This is a genomic window from Chelatococcus sp. YT9, from assembly GCF_018398315.1.
In the GTDB taxonomy this organism is placed as follows: Bacteria; Pseudomonadota; Alphaproteobacteria; order Rhizobiales; family Beijerinckiaceae; genus Chelatococcus.
Map to the genome: position 1 here is coordinate 3,800,979 of NZ_JAHBRW010000001.1, position 22,406 is coordinate 3,823,384.

19 protein-coding genes and 2 tRNA genes are annotated in these 22,406 nt (G+C 63.7%); 14 read left to right on the forward strand and 7 right to left on the reverse strand.

Annotated features, from left to right (window positions below; all coding sequences use genetic code 11):
• Together KIO76_RS17510 and KIO76_RS17515 are read right to left on the reverse strand one after the other, a co-directional pair.
• Positions 1 to 1,224, reverse strand: coding sequence for an acyl-CoA dehydrogenase family protein (locus tag KIO76_RS17510; protein WP_213324436.1), 1,224 nt, complete (start codon positions 1,222 to 1,224; stop codon positions 1 to 3).
• Between the two features lie 84 nt (positions 1,225 to 1,308).
• On the reverse strand, positions 1,309 to 2,991 hold the full coding sequence (locus tag KIO76_RS17515) for an ABC transporter substrate-binding protein (protein WP_213324437.1): 1,683 nt from the start codon (positions 2,989 to 2,991) through the stop codon (positions 1,309 to 1,311).
• A 262-nt stretch (positions 2,992 to 3,253) separates the two neighbouring features.
• Between KIO76_RS17515 and KIO76_RS17520 the strand changes: the two genes are divergently transcribed.
• Genes KIO76_RS17520 through KIO76_RS17560 form a run of 9 tightly spaced genes read left to right on the forward strand, consistent with a single transcriptional unit; the run spans position 3,254 to position 14,250 of the window.
• Complete coding sequence (locus KIO76_RS17520; protein WP_213324438.1) at positions 3,254 to 4,882, forward strand: ABC transporter substrate-binding protein; 1,629 nt, start codon at positions 3,254 to 3,256, stop codon at positions 4,880 to 4,882.
• 18 nt (positions 4,883 to 4,900) lie between these two features.
• Complete coding sequence (locus tag KIO76_RS17525) at positions 4,901 to 6,277, forward strand: LLM class flavin-dependent oxidoreductase (protein WP_213324439.1); 1,377 nt, start codon at positions 4,901 to 4,903, stop codon at positions 6,275 to 6,277.
• Between the two features lie 29 nt (positions 6,278 to 6,306).
• Positions 6,307 to 7,701, forward strand: a complete 1,395-nt coding sequence (locus tag KIO76_RS17530; protein ID WP_213324440.1) for an LLM class flavin-dependent oxidoreductase — start codon at positions 6,307 to 6,309, stop codon at positions 7,699 to 7,701.
• 41 nt (positions 7,702 to 7,742) lie between these two features.
• Positions 7,743 to 9,038 (forward strand): acyl-CoA dehydrogenase family protein, encoded by a 1,296-nt coding sequence (locus KIO76_RS17535; RefSeq protein ID WP_213324441.1) that lies wholly within the window; start codon positions 7,743 to 7,745, stop codon positions 9,036 to 9,038.
• Positions 9,039 to 9,078: 40 nt separating this feature from the next.
• Positions 9,079 to 9,897, forward strand: coding sequence for an SDR family NAD(P)-dependent oxidoreductase (locus KIO76_RS17540; RefSeq protein ID WP_213324442.1), 819 nt, complete (start codon positions 9,079 to 9,081; stop codon positions 9,895 to 9,897).
• A gap of 10 nt (positions 9,898 to 9,907) precedes the next feature.
• Positions 9,908 to 10,891, forward strand: coding sequence for an ABC transporter permease (locus tag KIO76_RS17545; protein WP_213324443.1), 984 nt, complete (start codon positions 9,908 to 9,910; stop codon positions 10,889 to 10,891).
• Complete coding sequence (locus KIO76_RS17550) at positions 10,804 to 11,748, forward strand: ABC transporter permease (protein WP_213324444.1); 945 nt, start codon at positions 10,804 to 10,806, stop codon at positions 11,746 to 11,748. The genes KIO76_RS17545 and KIO76_RS17550 overlap by 88 nt, the downstream gene beginning before the upstream one ends.
• 42 nt (positions 11,749 to 11,790) lie before the next feature.
• Entirely contained in the window at positions 11,791 to 12,585 is a 795-nt protein-coding gene (locus KIO76_RS17555; protein WP_213324445.1) for a class II aldolase/adducin family protein, read from the forward strand.
• 45 nt (positions 12,586 to 12,630) lie between these two features.
• On the forward strand, positions 12,631 to 14,250 hold the full coding sequence (locus KIO76_RS17560) for a rhodanese-like domain-containing protein (RefSeq protein ID WP_213324446.1): 1,620 nt from the start codon (positions 12,631 to 12,633) through the stop codon (positions 14,248 to 14,250).
• A 2-nt stretch (positions 14,251 to 14,252) separates the two neighbouring features.
• On the opposite strand, the gene KIO76_RS17565 is transcribed toward KIO76_RS17560, so the two are convergent.
• Complete coding sequence (locus KIO76_RS17565; protein ID WP_213324447.1) at positions 14,253 to 15,467, reverse strand: MFS transporter; 1,215 nt, start codon at positions 15,465 to 15,467, stop codon at positions 14,253 to 14,255.
• Between the two features lie 271 nt (positions 15,468 to 15,738).
• On the opposite strand from KIO76_RS17565, the gene KIO76_RS17570 reads away from it, so the two are divergent.
• Positions 15,739 to 16,530, forward strand: coding sequence for an SDR family NAD(P)-dependent oxidoreductase (locus tag KIO76_RS17570; protein WP_213324448.1), 792 nt, complete (start codon positions 15,739 to 15,741; stop codon positions 16,528 to 16,530).
• 51 nt (positions 16,531 to 16,581) lie between these two features.
• Complete coding sequence (locus tag KIO76_RS17575) at positions 16,582 to 17,535, forward strand: aldo/keto reductase (protein ID WP_213324449.1); 954 nt, start codon at positions 16,582 to 16,584, stop codon at positions 17,533 to 17,535.
• Between the two features lie 344 nt (positions 17,536 to 17,879).
• On the opposite strand, the gene KIO76_RS17580 is transcribed toward KIO76_RS17575, so the two are convergent.
• Positions 17,880 to 18,179, reverse strand: coding sequence for a hypothetical protein (locus KIO76_RS17580; protein WP_213324450.1), 300 nt, complete (start codon positions 18,177 to 18,179; stop codon positions 17,880 to 17,882).
• 463 nt (positions 18,180 to 18,642) lie between these two features.
• On the opposite strand from KIO76_RS17580, the gene KIO76_RS17585 reads away from it, so the two are divergent.
• Both KIO76_RS17585 and KIO76_RS17590 read left to right on the forward strand, forming a co-directional pair.
• A complete protein-coding gene (locus KIO76_RS17585) occupies positions 18,643 to 18,978 on the forward strand; it encodes a GCG_CRPN prefix-to-repeats domain-containing protein (protein WP_249729638.1) in 336 nt (111 codons plus the stop codon).
• A 72-nt stretch (positions 18,979 to 19,050) separates the two neighbouring features.
• Positions 19,051 to 19,551 carry a Spy/CpxP family protein refolding chaperone gene (locus tag KIO76_RS17590; RefSeq protein WP_213324451.1) on the forward strand — a complete coding sequence of 167 codons (501 nt, stop codon included), beginning with the start codon at positions 19,051 to 19,053 and terminating at the stop codon, positions 19,549 to 19,551.
• Between the two features lie 450 nt (positions 19,552 to 20,001).
• Here KIO76_RS17590 and KIO76_RS17595 read toward each other — a convergent pair.
• The 3 genes from KIO76_RS17595 to KIO76_RS17605 form a co-directional block, all read right to left on the reverse strand.
• Positions 20,002 to 20,078: transfer RNA gene (locus tag KIO76_RS17595), tRNA-Arg, on the reverse strand.
• A gap of 20 nt (positions 20,079 to 20,098) precedes the next feature.
• Entirely contained in the window at positions 20,099 to 20,404 is a 306-nt protein-coding gene (locus tag KIO76_RS17600) for an ETC complex I subunit (protein WP_213324452.1), read from the reverse strand.
• A gap of 56 nt (positions 20,405 to 20,460) precedes the next feature.
• Positions 20,461 to 20,537: transfer RNA gene (locus KIO76_RS17605), tRNA-Pro, on the reverse strand.
• A 492-nt stretch (positions 20,538 to 21,029) separates the two neighbouring features.
• Between KIO76_RS17605 and KIO76_RS17610 the strand changes: the two genes are divergently transcribed.
• Entirely contained in the window at positions 21,030 to 22,379 is a 1,350-nt protein-coding gene (locus tag KIO76_RS17610) for an APC family permease (protein ID WP_249729639.1), read from the forward strand.
• The last annotated feature ends 27 nt before the right edge of the window (positions 22,380 to 22,406 follow it).

Sequence of the window (22,406 nt, forward strand, 5' to 3'; positions counted from 1 at the left end):
TCATATCTTGGTGTTGATGGGAGGCAATGCGTCATTGAGGTAGAAGTCGCCGACGGCGCGCGCCTTGTAGGCAACAGGATCATGGGTGGTGTGGGTACGCGCGTTCCGCCAATGGCGGTCGAGATTGCGCTGGCGCGATGTGGCGGAGGCGCCGCCAATGCGGAAGATCATCTCACTGACCTTGATGGAGGCTTCGCTCGACAGAAACTTCGCCTCGGCGACGGCGATGGAGGCCTCGCCCAGCAGTCGGTCGGCATCCTTCCCGCTGAAGAAGACCTCGACGGCGCGATCCAGCAAGGCCGCGCCGCGCTCCACCAGCGCGACGGCCGCATGGGTCTGGATCGCCATCTCACCAATCGTGTGCAGCACGTAAGGATCGTCCGCGGCGCGCTCCACGCCCGCCTCGGGGAGGGGGCGGGCGCCGTCGCGGCCATAGCGGATGCCGTCTTCGAGCGCGGCCAGCGCGATGCCCGCATCGAGCGCCGCATGCATCAGCTGGGCATAGGCGCCCTCGTAGGTGCGGCGCTGGCCATAGGCGGGGATCGGCATGATCTCGTCGGGATCGAGCCGCACATTGTCGAACACCGCAGTGCCGCTCGCCGTCGTGCGCTGGCCCATCCCGTCCCAGTCGTCGGTGACGGTGACGCCCTCGCGATCAGTTGGGACAATGACCGCCGCGCGGCTGTCATCGCCGAGGTGGGAGGTCACCAGCACGTATTCCGCAAAGAGCGTGCCGGTGGCGTAATATTTGCGCCCATTGAGGCGATAGCCGCCGGCATTGCGCGTCACGCGGGTCGTCATGTCGCCGATGCGCTTGCCGCCACGCTCGGCTGCGGCATTGCCCGTGAACAGGCGGCCGTCCAGCACGAGGTCGAAATAACGCCGCTTCTGCGTTTCGCTGCCATAGATCCGCACCTTCTCCACATTGGGAAAGACGGGTGCCGCCGCTTGGGCGACATTGGGGTCGCCCTTGGCGAGGTTGAGAATGATGCGGGCGTAGTCGACCATCGACACCTCAGGCCCGCCGTATTCCGCCGGCACGCGGGCGGCAAGCAGGCCAGAGGCCGCCAGCTCGCGAATCTCCGCGAAGGGCAGGCGGCGTTCGCTGTCGCGCGCGGCCGCCCCGGCGGCGAGTTTCTCGCCGAATGCGGCTGACAGCGCGACGAGCGCCTGGCCATCGTGAGGGCTTGATGACGGGATGCGGGCCAGGGATGGCTGCGCCATTGGTGCTGTCCTGTTCAATCGGTCACGGCTCGGCCGCCGGCGTGACAGGCCGGCGGCCTAACGGATCAGGCGAGGGGTGGGGGCTCAGCGCTCCAGCCAGACGTTCTTGAGCGACGAGATCGCGCCGTCCGGCGTCGTGTTCACGCCGTGCACCTTCTTGTTGTAGAAGGTGAAATGCTGCATTTCGAACAGCGGCACGAGCGGCAGGTCCGATGTCACGACCCGTTGCAGGTCATGAAACAGCTTCACGCGTTTCTCGGGATCACCCTCGATGCGGATCGCCTCAATGATGCGGTCGGTCTCCGGGCTCGCATAGCTCGACGCGTTGACATAGGGCACGCCCGGCGCCTGCGCCTTGGACCAGTAAAGTCGGAAAAGCCCCATCTGCGGATCGATCAGCGGTGAGATCTGGAGCAGGTTCAAGTCGTAATCGTAGTCCTTGTAGACCTTCCTTAAATAGGAGGGATCATCGAGGTTGTTGAGCTTGAGGTTGATGCCGACGCGCTTGAGGCTCTGGCGGATATATTCGGCTGAATTGGCGGTGACGTCGCCAACCGCGGTGAAGTCTATATTCAGGTCGAATCGCGTGCCATCCGCCTTGCGCGGATAACCTGCGTCGTCGAGCAGCTTCTCCGCAGCTGCTGGGTCGAAGTCGTACTGCTGGACATCGGGCGTATAGTAAGTCTTGACGCTGGACGGGATAGGGCCGGTGGAGGGCCTGCCAAGTCCGTACCACACGGTGTCGATCAACCCCTGCTTGTTGATGGCGCGGGCGATCGCTTGGCGGACTTTCAGGTTGGCGAGAATGGGATTTCGCAGGTTGTAATCCAACAGGTAGAACTGTGAGTGATAGTCATAGCCACGCGTCTCGAAACGCAGATTAGGATCCTTGCGCAGGCGAGCGACATCCCCGAACGGAACAGCGTCATAAGGCGCGAACAGTAATTCGCCGGTTTCCAGCGCGGCAGCGCGACTTGCCGTATCAGGAATGACCTTGAAAATAATGCGATCGAGGTACGGCTTGCCTTCATCCCAGTAGTCGGGATTGCGCTCCAGCTCGATATACTGGCCCTTCTTCCACTCCTTGAAGCGGAATGGCCCGGTGCCGATCGGCCTGGCGCTGGCCGGATTTGTGGGTATAGCTGACCCTGCGAAGATGTGCTTTGGAATGATTTGCGATTCCGCAGCGTTGAGCGCGTTCAGAATAACAAGAGACGGCGTCTCCAGGTGGAAGATCGCTGTATATTTATCCGGAGTTTCGACATCCTGGAGAGCCGCGAAGGTGAGCCTCCCGCGCGTATGGGTTTTCTTCCAGGCCTCGAGCGCGCTGAACTTCACATCGGCCGACGTAAACTCCTCGCCGTCGTGCCATTTCACGCCCTTGCGCAGGTGAAAGGTGATGGACTTGCCATCCGGCGCAACCTCCCAACTTTCGGCAAGGCTCGGCTGCGGCGCCAGGTTTTCATCATAACGCAACAGACCATCGAAGATGTTCGTCGACAGCACAGCATTCGCATACTGATTGTTGAACACCGTCGTCAGCACCGACGGCTGCGGCTCGATCGCCGCGATCAAGGTGCCTCCCCGCACCGGCACGGGGGCCCCGCTTTCCTGTGCCTGTCCAAGTGATGGTGGCAAGCCAATTGCTGCCAAGCCGAGCAACAGCGAGAAACAGGCGAGCGCGGTCTGCAAATACCGAACCCGGGGGAGCCGGGTACGCTGCAGGTGGCTGATGGTAGGGCGGGTGCCGCCGGATCTCGCGGGCATGATCGTTCCTTGAAATGTCTTTGAAAACAACGGGTTTATGGATGCGAACCGTGGAGCGCGAGGCGCCGCAGCAGGTCCGGACAGAGTGACGTTCGCATGGACTGATTTTTTTGTCTATAAAATCTATAGAAAAAATGAAAACATGTGCTATTGATGATTCCAAGCTGCGGCGGAGTGCTGCCGCAGGCACCCCTTTCAATCGCAAACCATCCGCTCATGTGCCGCGAGCGGCGTCCACGGCTCGCCATCGGCGGAGGTTCACGTGTCATCAGTGTCAGCAAGCGCTCCACGAGGGTCACCAAGGCTCACGCGCCGCAGACTTCTGCAGACGGCGGCCGGGGCGGGCGCAGCGCTGGCGGCAACCCCGCTGCTTGCCGAAGCACCGGCCCGTGGTGGCACGCTGGTGACGGTGATCCAGCCCGAACCGACCTCGCTCAACAGTGTCGTGAATAACAACTATGCCAACGGCTCGGTCAGCGCGAACGTCTATGACGGCTTGCTGCGCTATGACGACAGCATGGCCCCCCAACCCGGCCTTGCCGAGCGTTGGGAGGTGCCGGCGGATGGCAGATCCATCACCTTCCACCTGCGTAAGGGGGTGAAATGGCATGACGGAGCGGAGTTCACCTCAGCCGACGTCGAGTTCAGCGCGCTTGAGCTGTGGAAGAAGCTGCATGCGCGGGGGCGTGTCACCTTCGCGTCGCTTGAGGACGTCGAGACGCCGGACGCCCATACCGCGGTCTTCCACCTGAACGCGCCAGCGCCTGTGATCCTGAGCGCGCTCAATGCCGCTGAATCGCAAGTTTTGCCCAAGCACCTCTATGAAAACACGGATATTCTCAAGAACCCGTACAACAATGCGCCGGTCGGGACAGGTCCGTTCCGCTTCAAGGAGTGGAAGAGGGGCCAATATGTGCTGCTGGAGAAAAACCCCGATTACTGGGAGGTGGGCAAGCCTTATCTCGACCGCATCATCTTCCGCGTAATCCCGGATGCGGCCTCGCGCGCCGCGGCGCTGGAGACGGGCGAGGTCCTTTACGCGCCCTTCACGGCCGTGCCGCTGGCGGACGTCAAGCGCCTCCAGGTTAGTGCTGAGCTGGCTGTTGAAACGCGGGGCTATGCCTTTCAGTCACACGTCTTCCTGCTCGATCTCAATCTCAGCAATCCCGTCCTGGCCGATGTTCGCGTCCGGCGCGCAATTGCCCATGCCATTAACCGGCAGGGGCTGATCGATACAGTCTGGTACGGATTCGGTAAGCCGGCTATCAGTCCCGTGCCGTCGCATCTCACGCGGTTCCACAATCCGGAAGTCCCAAGCTACGACTACGATCCGGCCGCGGCGGAAAAACTTCTCGATGAGGCGGGCTATCCGCGCAAGGACAACGGTGCGCGTTTCTCGATCACGCACGATTATCTGCCGTTCGGAGAGACTTACAAATACGCCGGCGATTATATTCGTGACAATCTGAAGCGTGTCGGCATCGATTTCGTGCTGCGCGGACAGGATTATCCCACCTGGACCAGGCGGGTCTATTCGGACTGGGACTTCGATACCGACAGCAATACCATCGCCGTCATGATGGACCCGGAGATGGGCCTGCCGCGCCTCATCATCTCCACCAACCATGTGCGCGGCGTGCCGGCCTCCAACAACTCGGGCTACAACAATCCCGAGGCGGATCGGGTCATCCGCGCCTTCCAGATCGAGCCGGATGCGGTCAAGCGCAAGGCGCTGTTCGACGAACTGCAGGTCCTCGTCATGAGGGATCTCCCCATTCTGCCGCTCAGCGAGATGCGGCACGTGACCCTCTACAACCGCAAGGTCCATGGTCTTGGCACTGGACCCGATGCCGCGCTCGCCGCGCTGTCGAACGTCTGGATCGAGCCTTAAGGATCGGGAGATCGCGCCATGGCCAGGGAAATCCGCTTCAATGCCTTCGTTGTCGGCCGCCCGGTTCACCAGTCGCCAGGGCTATGGCGACATCCACGGGACCGTTCCACCGCCTACAAGGATCTCGACTATTGGGTCGACCTCGCCCGCACGCTGGAGCGGGGGTTGTTCGACGCCATCTTTCTCGCCGACGGCATCGGGCCCAACGATGTTTACGGCGGCAATCTCGATGCGGCGCTCACGCATGGCTCGCAGGTGCCGACCAACGATCCCACGCTGTTGATCCCGGCGATGGCGCATGCAACCCGCAACCTAGGCTTCGCGGTCACGGGCAATCTCTCCTTCGAGCCGCCCTATCTCTTTGCGCGCCGTTTCTCGACCCTTGACCAGCTGACGCGCGGACGCGTCGGCTGGAACATCGTCACGGGCAAGTCGTCGGCGGGCGCGAAGGGCATGGGGCGGGACGCGATCGTCCCGCATGACCAGCGCTACGACATCGCCGATGAGTTCATGGAGGTTGTCTACAAGCTCTGGGAAGGGAGCTGGGAGGATGACGCCGTCTTGTGGGATCGGGAGGAGGGTGTCTTCGCGCGCCCGGAGAAGGTCCACCGTGTCAGCCATCAGGGCACGCATTACAAGCTGGACGCGATCCACCTGACGGAACCGTCGCCCCAGCGCACGCCCGTATTGTTCCAGGCCGGCGGCTCGACGCGCGGGCGCGCCTTCGCGGCACGCCACGCCGAGGGCGTGTTTCTCGCCGCGCCGACGAAGACGGTCGCCGCCAAGGTGATCAGCGACGTGCGGCGCCGCGCCGCCGAGAACGGGCGCCATCCAGACGATCTCCTGTTCTTTCCCCTCATGACCGTCATCGTCGGCGAGAACGAGCGCGCCGCTCAGGCGAAGCTCGAGGAATACCGCTCCTACATCAGCCACGAGGGCGCCCTCGTGCTGTTTTCCGGCTGGACCGGCATTGACCTCGCGGGCCGCGACCTCGATGAGGTGCTGCGCTACGAGGATCGTGACAATGGCGTGGTCTCGACGATCGAGGCTTTCACCGTCGCCGATCCGAACCGGCAATGGACCCTGCGCGACATCGCGCGCCACGCCGGTATCGGCGGCCAGGGGCCCGTCATCGTCGGCTCTCCCGAGCAGGTCGCGGATGAGATCGAGGCCTGGGTCGAGGAAACCGGCGCCGACGGGTTCAATCTCGCCTATGCCGTCGCGCCCGAAACCTATGTCGATTTCATTGATCTCGTCGTGCCGGAGCTGCAGAGACGCGGCGCTTACAAGCGCCAATACGCCGCCGGTACCTATCGCGAGAAGCTGTTCGGCCCGGGACACGCGCGCCTCGCCGCGCCGCACCCCGGCGCTGCCTTCCGTTACAACGCGGCCTGACGGGCTGCCCTTTTTCAGTGGAGATCGGCATGCCGAAGGAAATTGCGATCAACGCGTTCCACATGAATGCTCCCGGCCATAGCTGGGCCGGCCTATGGACCCATCCTGCCGATCGCGCGATCGATTACACCGACCTTGATTTCTGGATCGCCATCGCCCGCACCGCCGAACGCGGCTTGCTCGATGGCATTTTTCTGGCCGATGTCTCGGGTGTCTACGACGTCTACAAGGGCTCGCCTGATGCGGCTCTCGCGGCTGGCGCGCAGATCCCGAGCAATGATCCGTCCGTGCTGATTTCCGCGATGGCGGCCGCCACGCAGCACCTCGGCTTCGGTGTCACCGCCTCGGTGGGCTATGAGCAACCCTACTACCTCGCGCGCCGCTTCTCGACCCTCGATCATCTCACCAAGGGCCGCATCGCCTGGAACATCGTCACCGGCTATCTCGAAAGCGGCGTGAAGGCGCTTGGCGACAAGGCGGTGCGTGACCATGACCAGCGCTATGATAGGGCCGACGAGTTCCTGGACCTCGTCTACAAGCTCTGGGAAGGCTCGTGGGAGGATGACGCGGCGGTGCGAGACAAGGGGGGCCGTGTCTTTGCCCGGCCTGAGAAGGTGCATCGCATCAGCCACCATGGCACGTATTTCGATCTCGACGCCATTCACCTGAGCGAGCCTTCGCCCCAGCGCACGCCGCTTCTCTACCAAGCGGGGACTTCGGCGCGCGGCCGCGCCTTCGCGGCACGCCACGCGGAATGCGTGTTTACAAACCAGAGCAAGAAGCAGCTGGCCGAAAGCGCGGCCGATATCCGGCGCCGCGCCATCGGTTTCGGCCGGCACCCCGACGATATCCGCATCTTCGTCGGCGCCACCGTGATCGTTGCGCCGACAGAAGCCGAGGCCCGCGACAAATATGAGGAGTACCGCAGCCATCTCGATGTGAAGGGCGCGCTCGCGCTGCTGTCGGGCTGGACTGGCATCGATTTCGGCGACTACGGGCCGGACGACCCGGTGCGCTTCGTGAAGAACAACAACAGCGTGCAATCGAAGCTGGAGGCCATGACCATCCGTAGCCCCGACAGGGTATGGAGGGTGAGGGACCTCGCGGATTTCGGCGAGGTTGGCGGACGCGGGCCGTTCATCGTCGGCACGCCATCGCAGGTCGCAGACGAACTCCTCGCCTGGGTCGATGAGGCGGGGGTCGATGGCTTCAATCTCACCCGTGTGGTCGAGCCGCGCAATCTCGAGGATTTCGTGGATCTCGTCGTGCCCGAACTGCAGAACCGGGGCGTCTTCAAGACCGCCTACCGGCCAGGCCCCTTGCGCGAGAAATTCTTCGGCCATGCCCGGCTCGGCCCTCGCCATCCGGGGCATGCCTTCCGTTACGACGCCCATCCGGCGACCGTCGGCATTCCCGCCGAATGACGGCGCCCGGATCCGCCTCCATCAGAATTCAGGACCTGTGAATGTCCAGTGTAGAGCTATCCCTCGCCAACACGGCGACAGATGACGTGCCAGCCTTGGGGCGTTATCGCGATCCAGTCGTCTCACCTCACCAGTCGGCCTCCGATTTCATCGCCGCCGCGAAGACGCTGAGCGCGGAACTCGCCGCCGGCGCCTCCGAGCGGGATCGGGAGAGCCGCCATCCGCATGCGGAGCTCGAAGCGGTTCGCAAGGCGGGCCTCAGCGCCATTCGCCTGCCGCGCGATTATGGCGGTCCGCATCTCTCCTACGCCAACACCGTCAAGGTGCTGATCCTGCTCGCCAAGGGGGATTCCAGCGTCGCCCAGGTGCTGCTGCCGCATTTCACCACGGTGGAGCGCATCCGGCTGATGGCGACGGAGCCACAACGCCGCCGCTGGCTCCGGGCGATCCGCCATGGCGCCATCGTCAGCGGCGCCACTACCGAGCGCGGCAGCAAGGTCCGCACAGATATCGCGACCACATTGACGCGCGACGGCGCGGGTTTCCGACTCAACGGCACGAAATTCTACAGCACCGGCGGGCTGATGGCCGACATCCTGCGCGTCACGGCGCGGGATGAGGACGGCCGGACCGTCTCCGTGCTCTTTCCGAAGACGCGCGAGGGCGTGCACCAGATCGACGACTGGCGCGCCATGGGTCAGCGCGGCACGGCGAGCGGCACCACGGAGTTCCATGACGTCGCGGTGTCGGCCGACGAGGTCATGCCCTTCGACGCCAAGGAGGGCAGCACGCGCAACTACCAGGCCGCCGGCACCCAGTTGCTCCATTCCACCATCGAGGTGGGGATCGCGCTTGCCGCGTTGGACGACACCACTCGCTTCGTGCGGGAGAATGCGCGCGTGCAGGCCGAAAGCGGCGTGACGCGCGCCGGCGACGACCCTTATGTGCTCTACACGGTCGGTGACATCGCGGCTCGCGCGCATACCGCCCGCGCCGCGCTTCTCTGGGCGGCGGAGGCGGTCGATCACGCCCATGACATCTGGCACCAGCGCTGGCTGACCGGATCTACGCCCTGGTCGGAGGTGGAGCCGGTCCTGATCGAGGCTTCCATCGCGGTGGCCGAGGCGAAGATCGTCTGCAACGAAGCCGCGCTCAAGGCCGGTGAACTGCTCTACGAGGTCGGCGGCGCCTCTGCGACCCTCAGCCATCGCAACCTGGACCGCCACTGGCGCAACGCGCGGACACACACGACCCACGACGCCACGTCCTATAAATACAAGGTCGTCGGCAATTACTACACCAATGATACGCCGCCGCCGATCACGATGTACTATTGAATGCATCGATCAACATGCGGACTGATGGTGAGGACAGGTCATGGATCTCGGTTTGACAGGTAAAGTCGTGCTGGTCACGGGCGGCAGCAAGGGCCTCGGGTTAGCTGCGGCCGAGGCCTTCGCCCGCGAAGGCGCGCGTGTCGCCATCGCCTCGCGCGATCCCACCAATCTGGCGCGGGGGAAGGATCTGCTCGGGGGCAAAGGGTACAGCATCCACGCGATTGTCGCCGATTTCGGCGATGCGGCCGAGGCGGCGCGCGCCATCGATGAGGTGGAGGCCCGGCTCGGTCCGATCGAGGTGCTCGTCAACAGCGCCGGCGCGGCGCGGCGCACGCCGGCGGAGGCGCTCGATCCCGCCGCATGGCGCGCTGGGCTGGAGGCCAAGTTCTTTCCCTATATCCACGCGCAGGATGCCGTTCTGAAGCGCCTGCGTGCTCGCGCGGAAACGGACGGCACGGCGCCGCCGCCTCGCCAGATCGGCGCGATCGTGAATATCGTCGGCACCGGTGGGCGATTTCCTGCGGACAACCACCTGCCCGGCGGCTCAGCTAACGCGGCGTTGCTGCTCTCGACGCTTGGGCTCGCAAAATACTACGCGCGCTACGGCATTCGCATCAACGCCATCAATCCCGGCATCACACTGACCAGCCGGGTAGAGCAGAACTTGGCGCTTGAGCAGGAAAGGCTTGGCATCAGCCGTGAGGAAGCTCTGGCGCGCGGACAGGCGGAGACGCCATTGCGCCGCTACGGGGAGGCCCATGAGATCGCCGACGTCGCCGTGTTCCTCGCCAGCGAGCGCGCCAGCTATGTGGTCGGCGCGCTGGTCGCCGTCGACGGCGGCCAGGCAGCCGTCTTCTAGGAGCCGGGCAATGTCATCCTCGCTTGTCTATGTCCTGCGCCGGCTGATCCAGGCCATTCCGATGGCCTTTGCGATCATTCTCGTCAATTTCGTGCTGCTAAAGCTGACGCCGGGCGACCTCGTGGACGTAATGGCGGGAGAGTCCGGCTCGGCGACGCCGGAATATATGGACAGTCTGCGGAAGCTCTACGGCCTCGACATTCCGGTCCATGAGCAGTTCTTCAACTATATCTACAACATCCTGCATTTCGATCTCGGCTATTCGTTCCGGCAGAACATGGCGGTGATTGATCTCATCTCGGAGCGCTTGCCGGCAACGATCCTGCTCTCGCTCACCGCGATCGCCTTCGCGCTGATTGTCGGTGTCACGTTCGGCGCGATTGCCGCGCGCTACCGCGGCGGTCTTCTCGACGAGGCGATTTCGGTCATCTCCACCATGGGCTTCGCGACCCCGCTCTTCTGGGTCGGGCTGATGCTTATCGTTGTGTTCTCGATCGAATTGCGCTGGCTGCCCTCGGCGGGGCTCGTCACGATCGGCGCGGGCTACGCGGGCTATTGGGACGAGATGCGCGACGTGGCGGTTCATCTCGTCCTGCCCGCGCTCACGCTCAGCCTCTTTTTTCTGTCGATCTACGTGCGCATTACACGCTCGGCGATGCTCGAGGTCTATGGACTGGATTTCGTCCGCACGGCGCGCGCCAAGGGGGTAGGGGGCCTGCGCCTCATCCTGCGCCATGTGCTGCGCAACGCCCTCCTGCCGATCGTCACCGTCACGGGGCTGCAGGTCGGCGCCATCTTCGGCGGCACGATCGTCACCGAGACCGTCTTCGGGTGGCCCGGGGTCGGCCGGCTGGCGCATGAAGCCGTCTTCTCCCGCGACGTCAATCTCCTGCTCGGGATTTTCCTATGTTCATCGATGATCGTGATCGTGGTCAACTTGTTCGTGGACCTGCTCTACGCGGTGCTGGATCCGCGGGTGGAGGTTCGGCGCTGACGGCGGTCGCGCTCGCCCTGCCACGGCTCATCGGGCTCGGGCGCTTCAAGACATCGCGCGCCCTCATCGTCGGTGGCCTGCTGCTCGCGGTGATCGTCTTCATCGCACTGACCGCGGGGATGCTCTATCCGGGCGACCCCCGCGACATGGTGGGACCGGCTAACCTCTGGCCGGGCGTCGATCCCCGTTTTCCGCTGGGGACGGATATGATGGGGCGCGACATGGCGGCAGCGATGGCGCATTCGGCGAGCATTTCGCTGATCGTCGGTGTCGCCGCGACAGCCGTCGCGCTGATCGTCGGCGTCACCTTCGGGGCGCTGGCGGGCTACTGCGGCGGCGTGGTGGACGATATCCTGATGCGCATCAGCGAGTTGTTCCAGACCATGCCGGGGCTCCTTTTCACCATCATCATCGTGGTGATCCTCGGCCCATCGATCGCCAGCATCACCTTCGCCATCGGGATTACATCCTGGCCGCAGATCGCCCGGCTGGTGCGCGCCGAGGCATTCCGGGTGCGGCAGCTCGATTTCGTGCTGGCGGCGGTCGCCATGGGCATGAGCCCGGCGCGTGTCATCCTGCGCCATGTGCTGCCGAACAGCCTCGCGCCCGTCGTCGTGGCGGCCTCGATCCTCGTCGCCCAGGCGATCCTGTCGGACGCCTCGCTGTCCTTCCTCGGGCTCGGCGACCCCAATGTCATGAGCTGGGGCAGCATGGTGGGCGCTGGCCGCCCGATGCTCCGCACCGCCTGGTACATGACCGCGCTGCCAGGTGGCGCGATCTTCCTCACCGTCATGAGCTTCATGCTCATCGGCAATGGCCTCAACGACCTCTTCAACCCCCGCACATCCGTGGAATGAGCCGCCCCGGCGCTCGCCCGCAGTCCTTCAGGAACTCATCCGATGAATGCCGTGACCCAGAACCTCGCCCCCGCCCATGATCGCCGGCAGGAAACCGCCGAGCAGCGTCAGGCGCGGATCGATCTTGCCGCCTCCCAGCGCCTCGCCGTCATCCAGGAGATGAGCGAGGGCATCTACAACCACTTTACTTTGGCGGTCCCCGGCACCGATGACCGCTTCTATGTCAGCCCGCTCGGCCTGCACTGGTCCGAGGTGACCGCGAGCGGTCTCCTGACGGTGGACTATGAGGGGCGCGTGCTGGACGGCGACGGCGCCCTGCAGCGCTCCGCCTATTGCATCCATGCGCCGATCCACCGGCGCAAGCCCCAGCACGCGGCGCTTCTGCACACGCACATGCCGTACACCAGCGCCTTGACGCGCCTCAAGGACCAGCGGCTCCTGCCGATAGGACACACCGAGGCGCAACTCATCGAGCAGATCGCCTATGATGAGGATTACACCGGCCTCGCGCGTGATCCGGCGGAAGGCGAGCGCCTTGCTGACATTCTCGGCGACAAGACCATCCTGTTCATGGCCCATCACGGTGTGTTGGTCGCCGGGCACACGGTGGCGGAAGCCTACGACCGGCTCTATCAGCTCGAGCGCTCGGCCCGCGTCCAGCTCTTCGCCCAGTGGACCGGCCAGCCCCTGCGCTATCTCACCGAGGAGATGGTCAAGCATGTGCATGCGCAGATCACGGGCACGGCCCTGACCAACCGCGCGAAATCCGGCTTCGACCTGCATTTCGACGCGCTGAAGCGGCTGCTCGATCGCCAGAATCCCGGGTATCGCGACTGATCCCGCCTCTGCTGCTCCAGCCCTCATGAAGCCAAGGAGAGTGCCATGAATGCGCCCACGAGCGTGATCCTGCGGGGGACACCGCAAGGCACGCCATTGATCGATGTGACAACCCTGCGTGCATGGCTCGCGGGAGAGGGGGAAATCGCCTTCGTTGACGTGCGGGAAGAGGGCCTTCACGGCGAAGGGCACCCGCTGCTTGCCGTCAACGTGCCCTACAGCCGGCTTGAGATCGATTTCCCCCGGCTGGTACCACGGCCCGCGACGCGGATCGTTCTGCTCGCGGAGGAGGGGATCGGGCCGTCGGCCGCGCGGCGGCTGGCGGATCTCGGCTATGGAGATGTTCATCTCGTCCTGGGCGGTCTCGCGGCCTGGGAGGCGGCGGGCGAGCCGCTGTTCACAAGCGTCAACGTACCGAGCAAGGCTTTTGCCGAATGCGTCGAGCATGCCTACCACACCCCGGACATCACGGCCGAAGAACTCGACCGGTTGATCAAGTCCAAGGCTGACGTCGTCGTTCTCGATAGTCGGACGAGTGAGGAATTCGCGCGCTTCCACGTGCCGGGCGCCATCAGTGCGCCGGGCCCCGAGATCGTGCATCGCTTCGCCGAACTCGTGCCATCGCCAGACACCTATGTCGTCGTCTCCTGCGCGGGGCGGACACGTGGCATCATCGGGGCGCAGGCCCTGATCAACGCGGGCGTGCCGAACCGAGTGGCGGCGCTCTCCGGCGGCACTCAGGGCTGGCGGCTCGCGGGGCTTGATCTCGAACGCGAGGCGCCGCCCCCGCCGCGCCAGACGCTTGGCCTCAGGGCGCGAGAGGAGGCGCGCAAGCGCGCGGATGCGCTCGGCGTCCGTTTCGGCGTCCCGGTGATCACACCGCTTCGGCTCGCGGAATGGCGGGACGACCCGGCCCGCACGACCTATGTGTTCGATGTCCGTCAGCCCGAGGAGTACACGGCAGGCCATGCCATGGGAAGCGTGTCCGCACAGGGCGGACAGCTGGTTCAGGCCCTCGACAAATGGGTCGGCACGCGCGGCGCGCGGATCGTGCTGACCGACGACGACGGTGTCAGGGCGATTGTGACGGCCCATTGGCTGCGCCAGCTCGGCTGGGATGTGTCCGTCCTGCCCGGACTGATCAGCGGCACCGTCCCGGCCGCCGGCCATGGCGAGGTTGTCTCCTTCCCCCGTCCGCCACGCCTCATGCCGGATGAGGCCAAGGCATGGCTTGACGCGGGCGCTGCGCTCATTTCGGCTGATGCAAGCGAGGACTACCGGCGTGGCCATCCCGGCGGGGCGATCTGGACCAATCGCTCGCGGCTGCCACAGTTGCCGCCGGAGGTTTGCAATGCCGTCCGGATCGTCGTGGCGGCCGCTGATGTCGGTCTCGCCGAGCTTGTTGCACGCGATCTGCGCGACGACGGTCTGGACGCCGCGGTGCTGGCCGGCGGTGCGCCAGCCTGGCGAGAAGCCGGGCTGGAGGTTGTGGCGACGCCCGGGGAGCCTCCGGACGACGAGCGGATCGATACGCTCTTCTGGCTGCACGATCGCCACGGCGGCAATCTCGCGGCGTCCCGCGCCTATCTCGACTGGGAGCTCGGCCTGCCGGCGGCGGTCGCGAAGAGCGGCACCACGGGGTTCAGGATCGGCCCCGTCGTCTGAGATCAGAGTACTGGTTGCGCCTTGATCCGGCTTGCAGGGTCAAGGCGCAGGGATATGAGGGTTAGCACGAGCGCCATCACCGCCAGCGCCGAGCCCATCCATGGCAGCATCTGGTAGGGCAGGCCGAGGGTGAGGCCTACCCCTCCAAACCAGGCGCCTATCGCGTTGCCGAAGTTGAAGGCGCCCTGATTGAGCGTGGACGCCAAGTTGGGCGCACCGGCGGCTTCGGTGACGACGCGCGTCTGCAGGGGGGGCACGAGCGCGAACGCCACGAGCCCCCAGACCACCAGCGTGACGCCGGTGAGCACCGGCGACAAGCTCGTGACGGAGAACAAGGCGAGCACGGGGATCAGCACTGCCAACGCGCCGACGATCGACCCCATGAGCCGCCAATCAGCCAGACGGCCGCCGATGACATTGCCAACGGTCAACCCGATGCCGAACAAGAGGAGCATAAGGGTGACGCCACGGGCTGAAATCTGGGTGACGTTCTGCAGGATTGGTGTGATGTAGGTGAACACGCTGAACATGCTCGCCGACACCGCGACGCTGATGGCCATGGCGAGAATGACCTGAGCACTGCGGAGCGAGCCTGCCTCGCGCCTGAGGTTCATCGGCGGAACGGGAATGTTGCGCGGCAGCCAGAGCTGAAGTGCGACGGCGGCCACGATACCGATGAGGGCGACGGCGAAGAATGCGTTACGCCAGCCGAGCTGGCCGCCCAGGGCAGTGCCGAATGGCACTCCGAGCACATTGGCGAGGGTGAGGCCGGCGAACATCATCGCAATCGCTTGCGCCCGCTTGCGGGGCTTGACGAGGGCCGCCGCGACGACCGCGCCGAGGCCGAAGAAGGCGCCATGGCAGAGCGCGGTGACGACGCGGGCAACCATGAGCAGGCTGTAGTTGGGCGCGAGGGCGCAGAGCAGGTTGCCGACGATGAACACCGCCATGAGCAGCATCAACGCCCAGCGGCGATCCATTTTCGCCGTAGCGATGGCGAGGAAAGGCGAGCCGAATGTAACGCTGAGCGCATAGCCGGTCACCAGGAGCCCGGCTTGCGGGATGGTGACGCCGAGATCCGTGGCGACATCGGGGAGGAGCCCCATGATGACGAACTCGGTGGTCCCGATGCCGAAAGACGCTGCTGCAAGTGCGAAAAGAGGAAGGCGTGACGAAGGCGCCGCCAGGGGAGCCACGGTCTCGGATTGTACGGTCATGAAGATACCGGCGTGATGAAAGCGTTGCACCGCATGCGAGTTCAGGCCGGCGGATGGAGCCCCACCAAGTGACCAAGACCGAAGCCCAACCCCTCCTGTTTATACTGCGCTGCAATATCACCGCATTGAATTCTCTGCATGAGCAACCGGCGAAAAATGCATCCGTGCCTGCTGTAAGGTTGGGGCCAGACGTTGTTCGGAATGGCAGCGGAGCCCATGTGCTGGACAGCTGTTCGGGTATTGCGCGCAACCGTTTCTCGGAGTGAGCAGCATGAAGATCGATCTTTCCGATAAAACAGCCGTCGTGACCGGATCCTCGGCCGGAATTGGCCTGGCCTCAGCCAAGGGCCTCGCGGAGGCGGGCGCGCGCGTCGTGATCAACGGCCGGAAGGCCGATGCCGTGGATCAGGCGATCGCGGGCATCAAGGCCACTGTGCCGACGGCCGAAGTCCGCTCTTTCGTCGGGGATCTCGGGACGCCGGAGGGCTGCGCCGCGCTCGTCAAGGCCGAGCCGTCCTGCGACATTCTCGTGAACAATCTTGGCATTTTCGGTCCGCAGGATTTCTTCGAGACGCCGGATGCCGAATGGCAGCGCTTTTTCGACGTCAACGTCATGTCGGGGGTGCGCCTGTCGCGCGCTTACCTGCCCGGCATGGAGAAGCGCGGATGGGGCAGGGTCGTTTTCCTGTCCTCCGAATCCGGCCTCAATATCCCCGCCGATATGATCCACTATGGTTTCACCAAGACCGCTGTCCTGTCGATCGCGCGCGGGCTTGCCAAGCGCATGGCGGGCACGGGCGTTACCGTTAATTCCGTTCTTCCTGGGCCGACCCTGTCCGAAGGCGTGGCGGACATGTTGCGGCCTGAGATCGAGAAGACGGGCAAGTCATTAGAGGAAGCGGCCGCGGACTTCGTCATGGCCAATCGCCCGTCATCCATTATTCAGCGCGCCGCAACCACCGAGGAGGTGGCCAATATGGTTGTCTACGCCTGTTCGAGAGAGGCCTCCGCCACCACCGGTGCCGCGCTGCGCGTGGATGGTGGCGTGGTGGACAGCCTTTGAGTTCGCGGGCCACGACCGACGACGTCCGACATCATCACCGAGGAGAGTTCCATGAACAAGCGGCCGCTGGGCAAGACCGGCATCGACATCGCCCCTATCGTCTTCGGAGGCAATGTCTTCGGCTGGACGATCGACGAGGCGAGAAGCTTCGCGGTTCTCGACGCCTTCGTGGACCATGGCTTCAACGCCATCGACACCGCCGATGTCTATTCACGTTGGGCGCCGGGCAACAAGGGTGGTGAATCCGAGACGATCATCGGACGATGGCTCAAGGCGCGACCAGGCATGCGCGACAACGTCGTGATCTTTACCAAGGTCGGCTCGGATCTTGGGGAGCCCGGCAAGAAGGGACTGGGCGAGGCATGGATTCTCAAGGCTGTCGATGACTCCCTGGGGCGGCTTGGCGTCGAGCGCATCGATCTCTATTTCTCCCATTGGCCCGACGCGGAAACGCCCTACGAGGTTACGCTCGGCGCCTATGAAAAGCTCCTGAAGGCCGGCAAGATCCGGGCTGTCGGCGCCTCCAACCTGAACGCCGACCAGCTCGGCGAAGCGCTGTTCACGGCGAAGACAAAGGGTCTGCCCGCTTATCAAGTGCTCCAGCCTGAATATAACCTTTATGCAAGACAGTCTTTCGACGGTCCACTACGGGATCTTTGCATCAGTGAGGGGCTCGGCGTCGTCACGTATTATAGTCTGGCCTCGGGGTTCCTGACCGGTAAATATCGCTCCAAGGCCGATCTGGGTCAGAGCCAGCGCGGAGGAGGCATCGCAAAATATCTCGATGCCCGCGGACTGGCGATCCTGGCCGCGCTCGACGCCGTGGCGACGCGCCATGCGGCGAAGCCGGCGGAGATCGCGCTGACATGGTTGATGGCCCGAAAAGGCGTCACGGCACCCATCGCCAGCGCGACGACTGTGGCACAAGTCGAGAGCTTCGCAAAAGCTGCCACTATTGATCTGTCGCCGGCTGATATCGCAACTCTCGACGAAGCGAGCGCTTAGCCCGCTCTCCCTGCCGGGTGGATTGTCATACTGTCGACAGCCCGCCCGGCTCCAACCGCCTGTTAGAGCGTGTCTCTCGGTGGCGCCGCACGAGAGGAGCTGTGCCGCGATGGCAAAAAGGCTCCAACTTGAAGCCTCTCCGCATTGGACGGACGCGAGCCTAATAGGCTGCCGCGATTCTCGTGAGGAATGAAGCCGATTGCAAAGCTACGGTAGAGAAAAACAAAATCGGGCAAGTAAAGACATAAAGGTTATTTCCGGCTGTAGCATCCCATACGCTGGAAGGTCTTGGTTCTTCGTCGTGGACAGCGGGTCGCAAGCGACCGAGCGCCCCTCGGTCTCCGCTACCTGAACTCGATTGTTTCCGGCAAGCCCTCAGCCTGCTCGGCCATCCAGCCGAGCGTTTGGCTCATCGGCCTGAGCGCATGCAGGGGGACCTTGAAGGATTGGTACACCCCTTCCTGCAGCATGAAGCTGAGGACAGCGTGACTGGCACCGGGGGGAAGCTCAAAGGCCCATTTCTCAGATGGCATGGCGAAACGCACATTTGTGTTCGACATTTCGAGCTGGGCCATCCTCGATAGGAGACCTGACAGGATCTGAACGAGCCGTGTCGCCGTCTCCCGATCAACAGCAATATTCAAGTTTTCGCTGCCGAAATTGCATGAGAGAAGCCCGATCTTCCCATCGTTCGAGACCTGAGCTCCAATATTTCTACTCAAACGCCGCGCTTGAATTTTCTCTGACATCCAGAAACCTCACCCTCCGTTATCTCCCAATCTGACGCGCGCAAAGGCGAAAGTCGAATCGCGTCTCGCGATGCAAAGGTGTGCGATGCGACTGCGCGGTACCTGCATGCGCCAATGAAAATCCTCCCGCAGACAGGCAGGTCCGCTCGCTCGCAGGCGCCGGTCCACGGGTTCTTCTGTCTCCAGCGGTCACCGATCCACTCATTCCAACGACCGCGATGTTACGTGCTGTTCTCAGGTGGAAAAAGGACGGGTGGATAACGTGGGAATTTGCCGGCCAAGCTTTCGGTCCGTCTGCTTGAACCAGTAGGTTGTTAGCTCCATAGTGCAGCGCACCCCCTTCTTACGAGGTTTTTCCATGCGTAGACTGTGGTTGGGGTTGGTTGCGGGCGCAGCTTTGGTCGCCCCCGCGCTGACGCCGGCGCATGCGTTGCCGGTGATGCCGGCTCTTGAGCGCGTCCAGGATGTGATGCTCGTGGCGGAAGGTTGCGGGTGGGGGCGTTGGCGCGGCCCTTGGGGCGGCTGCCGCGATACCCCTTATTACGGACCACTTCCAGGCGGTGGCTGGGCCGGTCCAGTTGGCGGCGTGGTCGTTGGCGGGAATGGCTGCCCACCTGGTTTCTGGCGCGGACCGTGGGGCCATTGCCGTGACACGCCTTACCATGGCCCGCTGCCGGGCGGCGGCTGGAGATAGGCGCCTTGAGATCGTGATTGGCTTCGCGCGGACGCAGAGTCTCGCGCTCCTTTTGCCGTTAGGGGTATCCTGATGAAGCGTTTCGTCCCCACCTTAGCAACTGCCATCGCTCTTGGTCTGACCTCCGTGAGCATCGTGCAGGCGCAGCAGGCAAGCCCTCCTGTCTCCACCACGGTGATTCCGGGCTATTCCGATGCCGATGCGAAAGCCGTTCTGAACGCGAGGCTCGCGGCCTTGAAGGCCGTCATCGAATTGACACCTGAGCAGGAGAAGCTTTGGCCTCCCGTCGAGAATGCCATTCGCGACATCGCGAAGGCATCGGCCGAACGGCGCAAGGCGCGCATCACGTCCGCGCCACCAAGCCATTTCCTCGACGTTCTGAGCGCGATAGCCAACTCCGAAGAGGCGCGGGCGAAGGACATCAAGGCCCTCGTGGCCGCCGCCAAGCCGCTCGTCGAGTCGCTCAGCGATGCCCAGAAGCGGCGTATTCCTGCTTTCCTAGGCTTGACGGACAGCGACGGTCCCAGCCAGCCGAGCGGGCAAATCTGGATATTCGAGGAAGAAGAGGGCTGAGCAGACGAAGCTCCCGCCTTGCAGCATCAGGCCGCGGCCTCGCGAGGGCCGCAGCACGGCGGAGCGTTTTCATCATCACATCGCAAGCGCAGGCTTGGCATGCTGTCGATGGTTGCCCTAGCTGCCACGCTCTTGCTGCTCTGCGCGGCGCTGACGCTCAGGATGATCGTGAAAATGCGGCATCCGTCCTAGCGCGGCGGGGCGGGCTGTCCGTGACGTGCGGCTCTAGTGGTGGCGCGTGCCGGCATTTGATGCGCGAAGTGTCATGTGCCGAGATGCGGCGGTAGCTGCGGATTTATACAGTTAAGTCAGCAGACAAGCCCGGGAAATCCCGCATACCCCATTGTTTGGCACTAACACCTGATCGTGCACGCCAAACAACGTCGCAATGCCACTCGGCGCAATTGCGACTTCTGCAGCCCGGAACTATTCGTAAGTGTTTGTAATTGTTGGCGACCCCGACAGGATTCGAACCTGTGACCCGCAGCTTAGAAGGCTGCTGCTCTATCCAGCTGAGCTACGGGGCCTTCCGTATCTTTGTACCGTATCAGTGAGTCCAGGGCTGGACGCGATTGAACTTGAAGTTATCGGAGTAGGACGACAGCCGCCGCTGGACCGGCTTCGGCTCCTCCACGCGATAGTGGATCGCGTTCTTGTCCGCGTAGGCTACGGCTTCCTCGCGCGTTGCGAAGAACAGGCGCACTTGCTGCTTCATGTCCGTCGTGCTGGTCCATCCCATCAGGGGCTCGACCTCGCGCGGGCGATCCGCATCGAATTCCAGTACCCAGCGCTTGGTCTTGGCAACGCCAGACTGCATGGCATTCCGGGCCGGCTTGTAGATGCGCGCGCTCATTCCTGTATTCCTGACATACCGGCGCCCCGCCAGGGGCGTATAGATCGCTTGTGAGGTGGTCGGGGCAGCAGGATTTGAACCTGCGACCCTCTGCTCCCAAAGCAGATGCGCTACCGGACTGCGCTATGCCCCGATCAATCTCACTTGGCTGATTTCCTTAGAAAATCGGCCGGGGAAAGGCAAGCGCGGATTTCAGGTTAGTGGAACATAAGGGGGGAGAAAGGCGCCGACAGCACCAGGGCTCCCGGGGACCGGCGGAGCTGCATTCATACGCTTCGGCGCCATAAGGTGCCGACGCGGCCGATGACGGTGCCACCTCAAACTCGGCTGGAGGGGGTGATGGTAGCGCCGAGCCTTGGCGATGCTGCCCTCGATCAACAGGGCACTGACGAAGCTCGGCGGATGATCGGTCGAGCGCCAGCCTCCGACGCAGACGTAAGCGTAAGTATAGCTGACCCGCGGGTCACGGATCTGTGAATGAATGAATCAAGCATGATAATGGAATGACGTAATGGTGATTTGAGGAGAGGCTCGGCATCGCAATTGATAGGGCGTGCAACAGACTTTGGACGACGGAGAGGGATTTTCGATGCCGCCCAAGAGCCGCTCTGAGCCTCAAGAGAGCTTGTCTGTATTCGACGCCGTTACAATTTTGGTCGGAATTGTCGTTGGTATCGGAATATTCCGTACGCCCTCTCTGGTGGCCGGAAATGTCGATACTGAGTTTGCGTTCCTCGCTGTCTGGCTCGCTGGCGGGATTGTCACGCTGATCGGTGCGCTGTGCTATGCCGAACTCGCGGCAGCCCATCCGCATGCGGGCGGCGAGTATCACTTCCTCTCGCGCGCCTATGGCCGGCCCGTTGCCATGCTGTTCGGATGGGCGCGCGGCTCGGTGATTCAGACCGGCGCAATTGCAGCGGTAGCCTTCGTGTTCGGTGACTATGCTGCGCAGGTGCTGCCGCTTGGCCCCCACGGCGTTGCCATCTACGCGGCTGTTGCAGTCGTTGCGGTCACGGGATTGAACGTGGTTGGTACATTGCAAAGCAAGCGGCTGCAGATTGCGGTCACCTTCCTTGAGCTCGGCTGTATCGCGGCTATCATTCTGGCTGCCTTGCTGTGGAGTGGCGACGCTCCTCCTGTGACGCAAGCGACCGCACCTTCGGCTGGTGCCTTGGGGCTGGCCATGATCTTTGTTCTGCTCACCTATGGGGGTTGGAACGAGGCGGCCTATCTCTCAGGGGAGTTGCGTGATGCCCCGCGTAATGTTCCGCGTGTGCTGCTGATCGGGACGGCGGTCCTGGTGAGCATCTATCTGCTCGCCAATGCAGCGCTTCTGAGCATCCTCGGGCTCGAGGGTCTGCGCCAATCGAATGCGGTGGCGGCCGACATGATGCGGGCAGTTGCCGGTGAAAGCGGAGCCTTGATCGTCAGCATTGCGATCATTGCGGCGGCGCTTTCGACCCTGAATGCCACCATCTTTACCGGCGCGCGCGTCTATTTCGCGATGGCGCGCGACATGACGTTGCTGCCGCAGGTTGGGGAATGGGATCCGCGCGGCCGGACGCCCGCCAATGGGCTTATTCTGCAGGGTGCCGTTGCCCTCGCGCTCGTCGCTCTCGGCTCCGCAAGCCGCGACGGCTTCCAGACCATGGTCGATTACACCGCGCCGGTTTTCTGGGGCTTTCTGCTGCTGGTGGGCGCGGCGTTGATGGTCCTGCGCTGGCGTGAGCCTGATCGCCGGCTGCCGTTTCGCGTTCCATTCTACCCGGTCACCCCCCTCCTGTTCTGTGCGGGCTGCCTCTACATGCTACATGCGAGCGTGGCCTACACCGGGCTTGGCGCGTTGATCGGGGTCGCGGCCGTTGCCGCTGGCGCGCCTTTGCTCCTGTTCCGCCGCCCGCGGGATGAGGACGGGCCCGCGAGCGTCCTTCCGTCCCATACATCCAGCAGGGCGATATCACCTGTTATCGACTGACGACCAGACCACTCTCCCATCGAAGGA